15 protein-coding genes are annotated in these 14,104 nt (G+C 61.9%); 6 read left to right on the top strand and 9 right to left on the bottom strand.

Going from position 1 to position 14,104, the window contains the following annotated elements:
* Window positions 1–7 precede the first annotated feature (7 nt).
* The 5 genes from pssA to F1735_RS14280 form a co-directional block, all read right to left on the bottom strand.
* The gene (gene pssA, locus F1735_RS14260; protein WP_167237552.1) at window positions 8–874 is read right to left on the bottom strand and encodes a CDP-diacylglycerol--serine O-phosphatidyltransferase; all 867 of its coding nucleotides are present in this window, start codon (window positions 872–874) and stop codon (window positions 8–10) included.
* 171 nt (window positions 875–1,045) lie between these two features.
* A complete protein-coding gene (locus tag F1735_RS14265) occupies window positions 1,046–1,795 on the bottom strand; it encodes an SIMPL domain-containing protein (protein ID WP_187364245.1) in 750 nt (249 codons plus the stop codon).
* A 303-nt stretch (window positions 1,796–2,098) separates the two neighbouring features.
* Complete coding sequence (ilvC, locus tag F1735_RS14270; protein WP_167237553.1) at window positions 2,099–3,115, bottom strand: ketol-acid reductoisomerase; 1,017 nt, start codon at window positions 3,113–3,115, stop codon at window positions 2,099–2,101.
* 64 nt (window positions 3,116–3,179) lie between these two features.
* Window positions 3,180–3,671 carry an acetolactate synthase small subunit gene (gene ilvN, locus F1735_RS14275; RefSeq protein ID WP_054263691.1) on the bottom strand — a complete coding sequence of 164 codons (492 nt, stop codon included), beginning with the start codon at window positions 3,669–3,671 and terminating at the stop codon, window positions 3,180–3,182.
* Window positions 3,671–5,398, bottom strand: coding sequence for an acetolactate synthase 3 catalytic subunit (locus F1735_RS14280; protein ID WP_167237554.1), 1,728 nt, complete (start codon window positions 5,396–5,398; stop codon window positions 3,671–3,673). The genes ilvN and F1735_RS14280 overlap by 1 nt, the downstream gene beginning before the upstream one ends.
* Before the next feature lie 499 nt (window positions 5,399–5,897).
* On the opposite strand from F1735_RS14280, the gene F1735_RS14285 reads away from it, so the two are divergent.
* From F1735_RS14285 to F1735_RS14310, 6 genes are all read left to right on the top strand, one after another.
* Window positions 5,898–6,467 carry an RNA polymerase sigma factor gene (locus F1735_RS14285; protein ID WP_167237555.1) on the top strand — a complete coding sequence of 190 codons (570 nt, stop codon included), beginning with the start codon at window positions 5,898–5,900 and terminating at the stop codon, window positions 6,465–6,467.
* Window positions 6,464–6,856, top strand: coding sequence for a DUF3619 family protein (locus F1735_RS14290; RefSeq protein ID WP_167237556.1), 393 nt, complete (start codon window positions 6,464–6,466; stop codon window positions 6,854–6,856). Before F1735_RS14285 ends, F1735_RS14290 begins: the two co-directional genes overlap by 4 nt.
* Window positions 6,857–6,858: 2 nt before the next feature.
* On the top strand, window positions 6,859–7,647 hold the full coding sequence (locus F1735_RS14295) for a DUF3106 domain-containing protein (RefSeq protein WP_229505770.1): 789 nt from the start codon (window positions 6,859–6,861) through the stop codon (window positions 7,645–7,647).
* Complete coding sequence (locus F1735_RS14300; protein WP_167237557.1) at window positions 7,637–8,176, top strand: RDD family protein; 540 nt, start codon at window positions 7,637–7,639, stop codon at window positions 8,174–8,176. The genes F1735_RS14295 and F1735_RS14300 overlap by 11 nt, the downstream gene beginning before the upstream one ends.
* Window positions 8,177–8,189: 13 nt before the next feature.
* Window positions 8,190–8,486 carry a hypothetical protein gene (locus F1735_RS14305; RefSeq protein ID WP_167237558.1) on the top strand — a complete coding sequence of 99 codons (297 nt, stop codon included), beginning with the start codon at window positions 8,190–8,192 and terminating at the stop codon, window positions 8,484–8,486.
* Between the two features lie 155 nt (window positions 8,487–8,641).
* Complete coding sequence (locus F1735_RS14310) at window positions 8,642–11,236, top strand: MXAN_6230/SCO0854 family RING domain-containing protein (protein ID WP_167237559.1); 2,595 nt, start codon at window positions 8,642–8,644, stop codon at window positions 11,234–11,236.
* A 9-nt stretch (window positions 11,237–11,245) separates the two neighbouring features.
* Here F1735_RS14310 and F1735_RS14315 read toward each other — a convergent pair whose 3' ends face one another.
* The 4 genes from F1735_RS14315 to iscX are packed head-to-tail and all read right to left on the bottom strand — an operon-like array spanning window position 11,246 to window position 14,094.
* On the bottom strand, window positions 11,246–11,980 hold the full coding sequence (locus F1735_RS14315; RefSeq protein WP_167237560.1) for an rRNA pseudouridine synthase: 735 nt from the start codon (window positions 11,978–11,980) through the stop codon (window positions 11,246–11,248).
* Window positions 11,977–13,014 carry a low-specificity L-threonine aldolase gene (gene ltaE / locus F1735_RS14320; protein WP_167237561.1) on the bottom strand — a complete coding sequence of 346 codons (1,038 nt, stop codon included), beginning with the start codon at window positions 13,012–13,014 and terminating at the stop codon, window positions 11,977–11,979. The genes F1735_RS14315 and ltaE overlap by 4 nt, the downstream gene beginning before the upstream one ends.
* Window positions 13,011–13,913 carry a class I SAM-dependent methyltransferase gene (locus tag F1735_RS14325; protein WP_167237562.1) on the bottom strand — a complete coding sequence of 301 codons (903 nt, stop codon included), beginning with the start codon at window positions 13,911–13,913 and terminating at the stop codon, window positions 13,011–13,013. The genes ltaE and F1735_RS14325 overlap by 4 nt, the downstream gene beginning before the upstream one ends.
* On the bottom strand, window positions 13,900–14,094 hold the full coding sequence (iscX, locus tag F1735_RS14330; protein ID WP_167226103.1) for a Fe-S cluster assembly protein IscX: 195 nt from the start codon (window positions 14,092–14,094) through the stop codon (window positions 13,900–13,902). The genes F1735_RS14325 and iscX overlap by 14 nt, the downstream gene beginning before the upstream one ends.
* Window positions 14,095–14,104: the final 10 nt, after the last annotated feature.

Below are 14,104 nucleotides of genomic sequence, written 5' to 3' on the forward strand. Positions count from 1 at the left end.
TCGATGGTCAGCGGCGTTCGCTCTGGTCGACAGGTTCGTCGTCGGTCTGCACGATGCTCACCGGCTTGCCCTTGGCAAGGCGCCATGCGTACACCGCATAACCGGACAAACCATAGAGTACAAACAGCGGCATCAGCACTTTGGGCGGGTCGATCGAGACCAGCGCCAGCGCCAGCGCGATCAGGAACACGACGATGAAGGGCACCGACTTGCGGAAGTTGACGTCCTTGAAGCTGTAAAACGGCACATTGGTGACCATGGTCAGGCCGGCGAACAGCGCGATGCCCCATGAGATCCACGGCAGCTGGACGCCGGAAAACCCGAGGTCGGTCATCATCAGTACGAAGCCGGCCACCATGGCGGCGGCGGCCGGGCTGGGCAAGCCCTGGAAGAAGCGCTTGTCGACCACTTCGATATTGGTGTTGAAGCGCGCCAGGCGCAAGGCGGCGCCGGCGCAGTAGACAAAGGCGGCCAGCCAGCCGAATTTGCCGAGGCCGCGCAGCGACCATTCGTAGATCACCAGCGCCGGCGCGGCGCCAAACGAGACCATGTCGGCCAGGCTGTCGTACTGGGCGCCGAATTCGGATTGGGTATTGGTCAGGCGGGCGATGCGCCCGTCGAGGCCATCGAGGATCATGGCGATGAAAATGGCCCAGCCGGCGTGTTCGAAGCGCTGGTTCATGGCCATGACGATGGCGTAAAAGCCGCAGAACAGCGCGGCCGTGGTAAAGGCATTCGGTAGCAGGTAGATTCCCCGGCGCCGCATCGGGTTGCCCTCGGCATCGACCCGGCGGCCGATCTTGCTGAAGCGGGACAGTTTGCCACCCTTCGCTTTCGGGACTGAAGGCTTTCGGCGGCGTGGGAAGGTCGGCATAGGTTTCCGTTTCAAGTAATGGGATCGCTGCATCTAAGTAAGTGCGCATAAATTCTTGTAATTTCTGCACACTTACTTGGCCGCGCCCGAAGGTGGGGGCGGCCGCCGTGGATTCGGCTGGTTTCCCACTTATTATAGTGGGAGCACCGTCAACTTAGCGATCAGATACTTTTACTTGAATTTCACCTTTCCTACAAGACGCATCTGCAAGGTGGTTTCGCCTGGTTCGAAGCTCGGCTCGGCCACTTCGGCGCTTTCAGCCTTGGCGGAGCGCAACATCATCGGGGCGCTGTCTTGCTGTCCGGCATAGTTGCCCGAACCTTCGAAGTCGACCGTTTCCACGACCGCCGCAGCCAGGGTGCGGCCCATCGCTTTGGCGAGCGAGGCGACGCGTTCGTTCAGGTTCCTGTAGGTGGCGGCGATGCGCTCGTCGTCGAGCTTGCGGGTGGTGTCGGGCGAGAGGCCGAAATTGAGGCCGTTCAGGGCCAGGACCTTTTGCACGGCGGCCGTCATTTTCGGCAGGTTGGCCAGGTTGGTGGTTTTCACTTCCAGATACTGGCCGACCCTCCAGCCGGTCGGCACGAGCGGGCGCGGCTGCGGCTGGCCGTCAGGACGGGGGACCACTTCGGGGTAGATCGGGTAAGTGTAGTAGCCGACCGTTTTGAGGATCGCTTTCGGATCTTCGCGGCGCACGATGTCGGTGCCCTGCTTCATCTTCTGGTTGACGCGCGAGGCGGCGGCGGCCTTGTCCTTGTCCTGCTCTTCGATAAAGAAGGTGGCGACGACCTGGTCGTTCGGATGCGTGACTTCACCGTAGGCGGGAACGACCACCAGCGCGCCAGCGGTCGAGAGCGTGTTCTGGGCGAATGCCGGCAAGGCAAACGCCACGGCGGCGATGAGTGCAATTTTTTTGAGGGACATGATTTTCTCCAGGTGAATGGCAAGCATGCGAGGTAGCGCTACCTCATCAGCTTGGTTAACCCGGACGATAACCGGAATTGGACGAACCACGTACCGTTGTAATCAAAATTTGCAAATTTGGGAAGGTTGCTTACATCTCGTCAACCCGTCGTTCCCGCGCAGGCGGGAATCCATAGCACTTTCGCTAAGCCAATGTACTATGGATTCCCGCCTGCGCGGGAAGTCTTTTTTGCCAGTGGCAGGAAAGACGGTTTGGAGGGTAACGGCAAACAGCGACTACCACAGCCACCGTTACTCCAACAATTAGTTCTTCGACTGATCGACCAGCTTGTTCTTGGCGATCCACGGCATCATCGCGCGCAGTTTTGCGCCGACTTCTTCGATCGGGTGCTCGGCCGTCAAACGACGGCGCGAAATCAGGGTCGGGGCGCCGGCCTTGTTTTCCAGGATGAAGCTTTTTGCGTATTCACCCGTCTGAATATCTTTCAGGCACTGACGCATCGCATCCTTGGTGGCCGAGGTCACCACTTTCGGACCCGTCACGTACTCGCCGTACTCGGCGTTGTTCGAGATCGAGTAGTTCATGTTGGCAATGCCGCCTTCATAGATCAGGTCGACAATCAGTTTCAGCTCGTGCAGGCACTCGAAGTACGCCATTTCCGGCGCGTAGCCCGCTTCGGTCAGGGTTTCGAAACCGGCCTTGATCAGCTCGACCGCGCCGCCGCACAGAACCGCTTGCTCACCGAACAGATCGGTCTCGGTTTCTTCGCGGAAGTTGGTTTCGATGATGCCGGCACGGCCGCCGCCGTTGGCCATGGCGTACGACAGGGCGATATCGCGCGCCGAGCCGGACTTGTCCTGGTAGACAGCGATCAGGTGCGGCACGCCGCCACCGGCTGCGTAAGTGCCGCGCACGGTGTGGCCCGGGGCCTTTGGCGCGATCATGATCACGTCGAGGTCGGCGCGTGGCACGACCTGGCCGTAATGCACATTGAAGCCGTGCGCGAAGGCCAGCACCGCGCCCTGCTTGGCGTGCGGCGCCACGTTCTCGGTGTAGACCTGGGCGATGTTTTCATCAGGCAGCAAGATCATGATGATGTCGGCCGCTTTGATCGCGTCGTTGACTTCGGCAACTTTCAGGCCGGCTTGCTCGACCTTGGTCCAGGAAGCGCCGCCCTTGCGCAGGCCGACGGTGACGTTGACGCCCGAGTCGTTCAGGTTCTGTGCGTGCGCGTGGCCCTGCGAGCCGTAGCCGATGATGGCAACGTTCTTGCCTTTAACGAGGGAGAGGTCGCAATCTTTGTCGTAAAAAACGTTCATGATGATTTTCCTATAATTTTTGGTGTGGGACGTGTCCGTCCTGAATCAGGACCGTGGGCACGGATTAAACTTTGAGGATGCGTTCGCCGCGGCCGATACCCGATCCACCGGTACGCACCGTTTCGAGGATGGAGGCGCGGTCGATCGAATCGATAAACGCGTCGAGCTTGCCTTTGTTGCCGGTCAGCTCAATCGTGTAGGTCTTTTCCGTGACGTCGATGATGCGGCCGCGGAAGATGTCCGCAGTGCGCTTCATCTCTTCGCGCTCCTTGCCGACCGCGCGCACCTTGATCAGCATGAGCTCGCGTTCGATGTGCGCACCTTCGGTCAGGTCGACCACCTTGACCACCTCGATCAGGCGGTTCAGGTGCTTGGTGATCTGTTCGATCACATCGTCCGAGCCGCTGGTGACGATGGTCATGCGCGACAGGGTGGCGTCTTCGGTCGGGGCGACGGTCAGGGTTTCAATGTTGTAGCCGCGGGCGGAAAACAGCCCGACCACGCGCGACAATGCACCGGCTTCGTTTTCGAGCAGGACGGAAATGATATGGCGCATTACAGGTCCTCCGAGCCGAGCAGCATTTCGGACAAGCCCTTGCCGGCCTTGACCATCGGCCAGACGTTTTCGGACTGGTCAGTGATGAAGTTCATGAACACGAGGCGGTCTTTCATGCCAAAAGCTTCTTTCAGCGCGCCATCGACATCGCCCGGCTTGTCGATCTTCATGCCGACGTGGCCGAACGATTCGGCCAGCATCGAGAAGTCCGGCAGCGAATCCATGTAGGACTCGGAATAGCGCGAACCGTAATCGATCTGTTGCCACTGGCGCACCATGCCGAGGAAGCGGTTGTTGAGCAAAATGATTTTCGGCGTCAGGTGATATTGCTTGCAGGTAGCCAGTTCCTGGATGCACATCTGGATCGAGCCTTCGCCGGTGATGCAGGCGACTGTCGCATCCGGATTGGCCATCTGCACGCCCATCGCGTACGGCAAGCCCACACCCATCGTGCCCAGGCCGCCGGAATTGATCCAGCGACGCGGCTTGTCGAACGGGTAGTACTGGGCCGCCCACATCTGGTGCTGGCCGACGTCGGAGGTAATGAAGGCGTCGCCCTTGGTGATTTCCCACACCTTTTGCACCACCGACTGCGGCTTGATGACCAGGTCGGAATCGGCGTATTTCAGGCACTCGCGCCCGCGCCATTCGCCGATCTGCTTCCACCAGTCCTTGAGCGGCGCGGCGTTGACCTTGGCGTCGGCGGCGTCGAGCTGCGCCAGGAATTCGATCAGCACGTCCTTGACGTTGCCGACGATGGGAATATCGACCTTGACGCGCTTGGAAATCGACGATGGATCGATGTCCACGTGAATGATCTTGCGCGGGTTGGAGGCGAAGTGTTTCGGGTTGCCGATCACGCGGTCGTCGAAGCGCGCGCCGATGGCGATCAGCACGTCGCAGTGCTGCATCGCCATGTTCGCCTCATACGTGCCATGCATGCCGGGCATGCCGAGGAACTTGTCGCTCGAGGCGCGGTAGGCGCCCAGGCCCATCAGGGTGTTGGTGACCGGAAAACCAAGCTTGTCGACCAGCTTGTTCAGCTCGGGCGAGGCATTGGCCAGGATCACGCCGCCGCCGGTATAGATCATCGGGCGTTCGGCCTGCAGCAGCAGTTGCACCGCCTTGCGGATTTGGCCCGAATGGCCCTTGTCGATCGGCTTGTACGAGCGCATTTCGATATCCTTCGGATAGTCGTAGGCACACTTGTGCATGCTGATGTCTTTGGGGATATCGACCAGGACCGGACCGGGACGGCCGGTGCGCGCAATGAAGAACGCTTTCTTGATCGTGGCGGCCAGGTCTTTCACATCCTTGACGAGGAAGTTGTGCTTGACGCAGGGACGCGTGATGCCGACGGTGTCGCATTCCTGGAATGCATCCTGGCCGATCGCGGTGCTGGGCACCTGGCCGGAAATGACGACCATCGGAATCGAATCCATGTATGCCGTGGCCAGGCCGGTGACGGCATTCGTGACACCCGGACCGGAAGTGACCAGGGCCACGCCGACGGTGTTCGAGCTGCGCGAATAGGCGTCTGCCGCATGCACGGCGGCCTGTTCGTGGCGTACCAGGACGTGCTGGAATTTGTCTTGCTTGAAGATGGCGTCGTAGATATACAGTACGGCGCCGCCTGGATAACCGAAAACGTGTTTAACGCCTTCTTCCGCCAGACAACGTACGAGTATTTCGGACCCCGTGATGGTGGCCGATGCTTCGTTGTTCATGATACATTCCTTTCAAGACCCATTGGGAGGTGATCGGATGCTCTTTCCTAACGAAATTCGCGTGGCGCGACAGTGCTCAGGCTTCCCTTCTTTCTGCGGTCACGGCGATCTTTCACGTACCCATAGATACGTTACGAACCGGCGCTAAACGCAACTCGTTTGGCGTGAGTTTCTGTAGCGATTACTGCGAACCTCTCGCGCTTGTGGCGCGGGTTAGAGCAAACTGCCTACATATGAAAGCGCGTCACGTCGAGGCTGGCCTTGTGTGGCGTTTTCGACTTGACCATACAGCTTCGGGGTTGCAAAGCGTCATATACCTTACTGCGTTGCACCATTGCGGTCAAGTGAAATCGGTCCGGCGTTGCCGCTTTCGCATCGCCTGGCAGGGCTGCAATGGTAAATACCATGCAAACACGTCCATTCTTTGCTAGCATGCGTCAGTTTTCTCCAATGCCACAGGCTAAGTCCCTGCGGCGCGTCCCTTCCCACCCTTGTTCGCATGGCCACAGACAAAGAGTTATCCGATTTTCTTGAGAATGTCGAACGGCGCGCCTTCAAGCAAGCCGTGTACGCCGTGCGCAAGGATGAAGCTGCGCTCGATATCGTGCAGGACGCGATGATCAAGCTCGCCGAAAAATACGGCGACAAGCCGGCCGCCGAGCTGCCGATGCTGTTCCAGCGCATTTTGCAAAACACCATACTCGATTACTTCCGCCGCGAAAAGGTGCGCAATACCTGGGTCAGCCTCTTCTCGGGCATGGGCCGGCGCGAGGGAGAAGACGAAGAATTTGATATACTTGAATCGCTGGAGGCGGAACAAGGTTCGGCCTCGGCGGAGTCGAGCGCGGACCAGGTCGAGCGCCAGCAGACCTTGAGCCTGATCGACGCCGAAGTACAAAAACTGCCGGCGCGTCAACGGGAAGCCTTCCTCATGCGTTACTGGCAGGACATGGACGTGGCTGAAACAGCCGAAGCGATGGGATGTTCCGAGGGAAGTGTCAAAACGCACTGCTCGCGAGCGACTCATACCCTCGCCGAATCGCTGAAAGCCAAGGGAATAAAATTATGAACACCGACGATCTGAACTTTGCGTACAAGGTACGCCACGCCCTGAACGACCATCTCGACGCGCTGCCCGCTGCGACGACGGACCGGCTGGCGGCCGCGCGCAAGGCCGCCATGGCCCGCAAGAAGCCGCACGCCCCGGTCAAGCTTGCGCAAACCCAGCTGGCCGGCAATATCGGCGCCCTGTTTTCGTTTTCCTCGCTCGGCCGCATGAGCGTGGCCATTCCGCTGATGGCGCTGGTCGCTGGCCTGGCCGGCATTTATCAGTACGAAGAACAGCAGCGCCTCGAAGAAATCGCCGAGCTCGACGCGGCTGTGCTGTCCGACGAGTTGCCGCTGACGGCCTACCTGGACCAGGGCTTCAACGCCTACCTCGCCCAGCGCGCCCAATAAGGATGACGCGCGCGACTTCGTCCCGGCCCTTGCTGGCGCTGGCGCTTGCATTGTTGACAACAAGCGGCATCGCCGCAGCCCAGCTCGGCGCACCGGCGCCCGCTGGCGCGCCCTTGCAGGCGCCTACCGCCGTGCCTACCGCTGTGCCGGGGCAGCCGGCAAAGCCGGTCGTGGCGCCCATTTCCAGGCCGGCGCCGGCGATTGCCGCCAAGCCCGCAGCAGTTCCGGGCAAGCCCATGTGGAAAGACCTGTCGCCGCCCCAGCAAGTCGCGCTCGACCCGCTCAAGGGCGAGTGGGACCGCATGGAGTCGGTGCGCAAGCAAAAATGGCTTGATATCGCCAACCGTTATGCATCCATGAAGCCCGATGAGCAAGTGCGCATGCAGGAACGCATGCGCGCCTGGACCCGGCTCACGCCCGACGAACGGCGCGTGGCCCGCGAAAACTATACGCTGAGCAAAAAGATCGACAAGAGCCAGAAATCGGCCGAATGGGAGAAATACCAGCAGTTGCCCGAAGAAGAAAAGAAAAAGCTGGCGCTTGACGCCGCCGCCGCCAAAAAGCAGGTCACCAACTTGCCGCCGGCGACGCAACTCAAGCCGCTTGCGCCAAGCAAGCCGCCACCGGCTGGCTGTCCGCCTGGCACCATCCGCAACGCCCCGGCGGCCGTGCCGCGCTGCATCGCGAGCCCGTCGGCGGGGACGCCGCTGGCTGTGCCGGCCGTCACCGCCCCACCTACCACAGCGCCGACCGCCCCTGCGCCGGCCAATCCCGTTTCCAATGCAAAATAGCAAGACCCCGGTTGCCACGCCCACCCTGAAACGTCGTCTGATCTGCATGGTGTACGAGCTGTTCCTGCTGACCGCCGTGGTCATGCTCGGCCTGCTCATTTTCCTGCTGATCACACAGAAAATGAGCCAGGGCGTGATCGAGCATGGCCGCACGGTCGTGCTGTTCCTCGTGCCGGGCGCGTACTTCATTTATTCCTGGACCGGCAGCGGCCATACCCTGGCCATGAAAACCTGGCGCATCAAGCTGGTCAAGGTCGGCCATGCGACCGTGCCGCTCAAGGCCGCCGTGGTGCGCTACCTGCTGGGCTGGGGCTGGGTGCTGCCGGCCCTGGTGATCTGCTGGCGCTTTCACCTGACCGGCAAGAGCCAGGTGGCGAGCGCGCTGGCGATCAATATCGTGGCGTGGGGCATGACCGTGTTTCTGGACAAGGACCGCCAGTTCCTGCACGACCGGCTGGCGGGCACCCGCCTCATTTCGCTGCCCAAGCCGGTCAAGGCCGACAAGGCAGCCAAGCCGGCCCAGGCTTGATCGCGGGGGCGACATGAGCGAGGCCTTGTGTCCCCTGTGCGGCCGCCCCCTCGGCACACGCAATGTCGACCGCCATCACCTGATCCCCAAGACCTACAAGGGGCGCGAGCAGTTCGATATCCACAAGATCTGCCACCAGAAAATCCATTCGACTTTCACCGAGCATGAATTGTTCAAGTCTTTCCATACCTGGGAGGCCTTGCGCCAGCATGAGGATATCGGGGCGTTTATCGCCTGGGTTGCAAAAAAGGACCCGGCGTATTTCTCGCGCAATGTGCGCTCGAATAGCAAAAAGACGCGTCGAGCATAATCCGCTTGGATCTTCATTATCAATCGCTTAATATCGTGCTTGAGAAGGCTTAGGTTGGGCTTCCTTCTATCATAAGACCAGTCTGATCGATTTCCTTCTCACCTTAAAACGGATCATGGTTCGCGCCTGACTCCGTTTTTTTCATTTGGACCAGCATGCTTCCCGATTTTTCCGAAACCCACGCGATTTTCTTGCGGCGCCGCTCGACACTGTTTATCCCCGCCGGCACCGGGCAGCTGCCCGAAACCTTCCTGCAAGCCTTCGACCTCAACCTGGCCGAACTCGGCTACGTGGCCTCGCAGCGCCTGCGCGCGCGCCTGGGTACGCTCGATGCACAGGCGCTGACCGGCGTCCAGGCATGGATGTGGGATATCCTTGCCACGCAAGTGGGCGGGCACCGTCAGCACACGCCCCTGTTCCGGCACTTTCCCGATGACGTACCAAGCGACACCGGCGCGCTGTGGATACGCAAGGTCCTGACCCATTTCATGCAGGCCGAGGGACAGCCCTGCCTGCAATGCGGCCAGCGCAACACGACGCATGTGCTCAAGCCATGCCAGCACGTGGTGTGCGATGCCTGTTTCGACGGAAGCAATTACAGCGCCTGCCCCGTCTGCGAGCACCATGTCGACCGGACCTCGCCTTTCTTCACGCCTGACCAGGCGCTGCCGCTGCCGGCCGAGCGTGTACGCCTGAAACTGCTCCGCCTCGGTGATGACCTTGACGCTGGAGTGCGGGCGCTGGTGCTGTCGATGTGCGAACGCAAGCAGGTAATGTCGCCGCTCGATACGGGCGACTTTACAACGCTGGTGAGCGACTACGGACTGGACGTGCTGGCGTCGATTCCCGGACGGATTCCAGTGCGGGAAAATATCGCCCTGCTGTTCGGCACCTTGCTGCAGCGCTGCGAGCCTGGTGCGGTGATGGCGGCTGCGGCAGCCCATATCAACACCGCCACCGACGTGATCCGCCTGATTGCCGCTTACTCCGGGGCCGATCCCGCCTTGCAAAAGCAGATCAGATACAAGCAGGTCCCAACGTCGCAAGTGAGAGGCATCAAGCGCTTTGCCGCCTACTATGGACCGGGGGGATTCGGACATGAGCAGTCAACGTGCATGCTCGAGGTACACGTCAAGCGCTTCAAGGTGGCCAGACTGAGCCGCCTTCTGCGCCGCGAGCTGCTCGGTTTGCTGGACCGTTTGCCAGTTCACTCGCTGGTCGAAGACATGCTGCGTCATCAGTCTTACTGGGTATGGGTTGGCCAGTTCCTCCATCCCGATGAATATCGGAAGCGCTATCCGCAGGTGGCATTCGCCTTCAGCGTGATCCGAAAAAAGGGGGTGGATGGCACGCCCGCGCCAGCGTTTGAAACCTACTACACGAAACTGGAAAAAGCGGTCATGCGCAAGGATGCCAGCGCCATGATCGCGCTGCTGCGGCAGCGGCCGGGCGAACTGGCGCGGCGCTTCGACCACGCCTTGCGCGTGGCCGACGGCGACAGTGCTGCGAGCGCACAACTGCTGGCCGCCTTCGCGACCTGCGTGGCGCAGTTTTCAACGCCGGTCCTGCTCACCTTGTACGCCCTGCTGCCCACCCGCGCCCACGTCGGCAGCACCCGGATCTTTTGGCCGGCAAGCAACATCGTGACAAGCGTGGTCGCGCCCGACCATCGACCGGCCTTGCCAAAAGCAGTGATCGACCAGTCGCTGGCCCTGATCGAGCGCGCGCTGCTGGCGCGTTTCGCGGCCAAGCCGCATTTCGGCGACGTCCTGATCGATGCTGCCTTGGCCGACATCATGGCGCCGTTCAACGAGCGCACGGCAAGCCGCTCGGCTGTTCAGTTGCCGCGCGGGTCCACGCTGGCAGTCCCCCAAGGCAAGAAAGCGCGCCTGTTCCTGCACTGGTGCGAACCGCAGGACGGCGACGCTTATGCCAACTCCGACCTCGATCTGGGGGTCGGATTCTACGATGAAGATTGGAAGCTTGTCGGTGAATGCTCATACTGCGAGCTCACCTGGCGGGGACGCGATGGCGAAACCATCGCCATCAGTGCCGGCGATCTGCGCAACGCGCCCTTTCCCGATGGCGCGACCGAGTTCATCGACCTCGATTGCGAGCTGGCGCGCCGTCATGGCGTGCGCTATGCGGTCATGGAGATCAACAATTATTCCGGCTTGCCCTTCGAGGCCCTGGAACATGCGTTCGCCGGCCTGATGTTCCGCGACGATGTGCAGGGCGCGCACTTCGACCCGCGCACGGTGGCGTTGAGGTTCGCCCTGCAAGGCCAGAAAGGCGTATTCATGCCCATGGTGTTCGACCTGGAGCAGCACCGCTTGCATTGGCTGGATGTGTATTCGGGGGATGGCTTCGAATACAACGACGTGGAAACGTCGGACACGGCCGTCAAAACCGTCTGCCCCGCCATGATCGCTTACTTCGCCAGCGGCGTGCGCACGAATATGGCCGGGCTGGCCCTGCTGCATGCCGCTGCGCGTGCCCAGCGCGTCATCTTGCGGGGCGACGGCATGCAGGCGATGGTGCGCCGCGACGGCGAGGACAATGCCGGCTTCCTGGCGCGCCTGCGCGCGTGGAACGCGAACGAGGTGGACGTCGTCACGATCCTGCCGCAACAGCCGCTGTTTGCCGCCTTGCTCGACGCCGATATCGCGCTGCCTGAGAACAGCGTCGTGTACGCGCTCAGGCCCGGTGTGACGGCGCCGACCATCGCCGCCAGCGACCTGATTTCGTAGTGCCTGGGGTCAGAAGCGCTCGTAGTCGTGCAGGTAGCGCCACTGCCCGGACGGCAGGCTGGCCATCGGCACGCGGCCGATGCGCAGGCGCTTGATGCTCACGATGCTCAGGCCCACCAGGCGGCACATGTGCATCAGCTGGCCGGGCTTGACGTTCTTGAGCGCGAAGCGCAGGCGCGTTTCGTTCTGCCAGCTGACCTTCATCGGCGGGATTTCCTTGCCGTTGAAGGTGAGGCCGTGATTGAGCAGCGCCAGGCCGCCTTCGCGGATGTCGCCTTTGACTTCGACCACGAACTCCTGCTCGACGCGCGCACCTTCGTCGACAAGTTTGCGCGCCACGCGGAAGTCCTGGGTGAACACAACCAGGCCGCTGGCTTTGGTCTCCAGCGGCGACGTCAATGTCAGGTTGCCCAGGTGGCGCTTCAGGAAGCGCTGCTTGCCGTGTTCGGCCACCAGCAGGTTCTCTTGCGTGAGCAGGTTCAGGGCCGGTTCGGCGTCCGAGTCCGCCCCGGCGCTGTAGCCGGCCGGCTTGTGGAACAGGATGGTGACGGGGGTCAGCTCGACCAGGGTGGCGTCGGGATGGATGACGACGTCCTGCTCGTCGGCCACGCGCGCACCGGCTTCTTCGACGACCACGCCGTCAACGCTGATCCACCCTCCGGCGATGTACTTGTCGGCTTCCGCGCGCGAGCACGGCATCATTTCGGAAACGCGCTTGGCGAGGCGGATGGTGGAATCGTTCATGTAGCTCGGTGCCAGTCTTTGAAAAATGTGGTGAATACGGCGACGACTCTGTCGACATCGGCGGCCGTGATGTTCAGGTGCGTGACCAGCCGCGTATGCTGGCCGACGGTGACGCGGATATGCTCGCGCGCGAGCGTGGCGCGCAGGGCGTCGCAAGCCGCTGGCGGCACCTCGATATAGAAAATATTGGTCTGCGGCGTGGCCACCTTGAGCTGGGCGATCTGCGCCAGCGCGCGCGACAGCCTGGCCGCGTTGGCGTGGTCATCGGCCAGGCGCTGCACATTGTGCTCCAGCGCATACAGGCCAGCGGCTGCGATCATGCCGGCCTGGCGCATGCCGCCGCCGAGCATCTTGCGCCAGCGCTTGCCCTGTTCGATAAATGCTTTGTTTCCGAGCAGGACCGAACCGACCGGCGCCCCGAGGCCCTTCGACAGGCACACCGACACGCTGTCGAACCCGGCGCAGGCCGCGCGCAGGCTGATGCCCTGCTTGACGGCGGCGTTGCAGATGCGCGCGCCATCGAGGTGGGTGGCCAGGCCGCGCGCATGTGCGAGCGAGGTGGCCGCCGCCATGTAGCCGGCGCCGAGCACGCGCCCGCCGATGGTGTTTTCCAGCGCCAGCACGCGGGTGCGCGCAAAGTGCATGTCGTCGGGCTTGATGTAGGCCTCGATGTCGGCCAGCGCGATGCTGCCGTCCGGCTGGTTGGCAATCGGCTGCGGCTGGATGCTGCCCAGCACCGCTGCGCCGCCGCCTTCGTACTTGTAGGTGTGCGCTTCCTGCCCGACCAGGTATTCGTCGCCGCGCGCGCAGTGCAGCAGCAGCGCGATCAGGTTGCTCTGCGTGCCGGACGGCGCGTACAGGCCGGCCTCGAAGCCGAATAGTTCGGCGGCGGTGTCCTGCAAGCGATTGACGGTCGGGTCGTCGCCGTACACGTCGTCGCCCACGGGCGCTGCGTGCATGGCGTCGCGCATGTTGTCGCTCGGTTGGGTGACGGTGTCGCTGCGCAGGTCGATCCAGGGCGTGGCGTGGCTCATGTCGTCGATTCGGCTTCGGCTAAATGCTGCGTGTAGAAACGCTCGCCCATTTCTTCCAGGCCGAGCGTGGCGAGGACTTCCCGCAGGCGTTCGGTGGGACGCTTGCGCGGCAGGTTCTTGTAGCTGGCGATGATCAGCTCATTTTTCATCGAGTGCTCCCAGCCAACCAGCTCCGTCACGTTGACCTGGTAGCCGTGCGCTTCGAGCTGCAGGCAGCGCAGCACGTTGGTGACCTGGCTGCCGAATTCGCGCGTGTGCAGCGGGTGGCGCCAGATTTCGGTCAGGGCGCTCTTGCCCAGGTCCTTGCCCTTGTTTTTCTTGAGGACGGTGGCCACTTCGGCCTGGCAGCACGGCACCAGCACCATGAACTTGGCGCGCTTTTTCAAGGCGAAGTCGATCGCGTCGTCGGTGGCCGTGTTGCACGCGTGCAGTGCGGTGACGATGTCGATTTGCTCCGGCAGCTTGTCGGAGCGGGTCGATTCGGCCACCGACAGATTCAGGAACGACATGCCGGGAAAGCCGAGTTTTTGCGCCAGCGCGGTCGACTTTTGCACCAGCTCTTCGCGCGTCTCGATGCCGTAGATGCGCGAGCCGTCGTCCAGGCCTTTGAAAAACAGGTCGTACAGGATGAAGCCGAGGTAGGACTTGCCGGCGCCGTGGTCGACCAGCGAAATGGCGGCGTGATCTTCCTGAATTTCCTTGAGCAGCGGCTCGATGAACTGATACAGGTGGTACACCTGTTTGAGTTTGCGGCGGCTGTCCTGATTGAGTTTGCCGTCGCGCGTGAGGATGTGCAGCTCCTGCAACAGCGCGATCGACTGGCCCGGACGGATCTCGGGCGCCAGCGTTTCAGCCGGCTTTGCCTTCTCGGCCGCAGCCGTATTTTCAGCGCGCTTCATCGATCCACGCCCCTTGTATCGCTTCGAGTACCTTCTCGCCGCCGCGCGTGCGGTCGTCGTCGAAGCCGTCGAGTTCAAGCACCCAGTTGTGCAGGTCGACGAAACGCACCGCGGCCGGATCGACCTCGGGGAATTTGTCGCACAGCGCTTCGGCGATGGCCGTAATGTCGCTCCATTTCATGGCGCTCTCC

Source organism: Massilia genomosp. 1, from assembly GCF_011682185.1.
In the GTDB taxonomy this organism is placed as follows: Bacteria; Pseudomonadota; Gammaproteobacteria; order Burkholderiales; family Burkholderiaceae_D; genus Telluria_A; species Telluria_A rubra.

What these genes read in the sequence shown, in the direction of transcription:
- pssA (WP_167237552.1), bottom strand. Translation starts at nt 874, where the DNA reads ATGCCGACCTTCCCACGCCGCCGAAAGCCTTCAGTCCCGAAAGCGAAG.
- F1735_RS14265 (WP_187364245.1), bottom strand. Translation starts at nt 1,795, where the DNA reads ATGTCCCTCAAAAAAATTGCACTCATCGCCGCCGTGGCGTTTGCCTTG.
- ilvC (WP_167237553.1), bottom strand. Translation starts at nt 3,115, where the DNA reads ATGAACGTTTTTTACGACAAAGATTGCGACCTCTCCCTCGTTAAAGGC.
- ilvN (WP_054263691.1), bottom strand. Translation starts at nt 3,671, where the DNA reads ATGCGCCATATCATTTCCGTCCTGCTCGAAAACGAAGCCGGTGCATTG.
- F1735_RS14280 (WP_167237554.1), bottom strand. Translation starts at nt 5,398, where the DNA reads ATGAACAACGAAGCATCGGCCACCATCACGGGGTCCGAAATACTCGTA.
- F1735_RS14285 (WP_167237555.1), top strand. Translation starts at nt 5,898, where the DNA reads ATGGCCACAGACAAAGAGTTATCCGATTTTCTTGAGAATGTCGAACGG.
- F1735_RS14290 (WP_167237556.1), top strand. Translation starts at nt 6,464, where the DNA reads ATGAACACCGACGATCTGAACTTTGCGTACAAGGTACGCCACGCCCTG.
- F1735_RS14295 (WP_229505770.1), top strand. Translation starts at nt 6,859, where the DNA reads ATGACGCGCGCGACTTCGTCCCGGCCCTTGCTGGCGCTGGCGCTTGCA.
- F1735_RS14300 (WP_167237557.1), top strand. Translation starts at nt 7,637, where the DNA reads ATGCAAAATAGCAAGACCCCGGTTGCCACGCCCACCCTGAAACGTCGT.
- F1735_RS14305 (WP_167237558.1), top strand. Translation starts at nt 8,190, where the DNA reads ATGAGCGAGGCCTTGTGTCCCCTGTGCGGCCGCCCCCTCGGCACACGC.
- F1735_RS14310 (WP_167237559.1), top strand. Translation starts at nt 8,642, where the DNA reads ATGCTTCCCGATTTTTCCGAAACCCACGCGATTTTCTTGCGGCGCCGC.
- F1735_RS14315 (WP_167237560.1), bottom strand. Translation starts at nt 11,980, where the DNA reads ATGAACGATTCCACCATCCGCCTCGCCAAGCGCGTTTCCGAAATGATG.
- ltaE (WP_167237561.1), bottom strand. Translation starts at nt 13,014, where the DNA reads ATGAGCCACGCCACGCCCTGGATCGACCTGCGCAGCGACACCGTCACC.
- F1735_RS14325 (WP_167237562.1), bottom strand. Translation starts at nt 13,913, where the DNA reads ATGAAGCGCGCTGAAAATACGGCTGCGGCCGAGAAGGCAAAGCCGGCT.
- iscX (WP_167226103.1), bottom strand. Translation starts at nt 14,094, where the DNA reads ATGAAATGGAGCGACATTACGGCCATCGCCGAAGCGCTGTGCGACAAA.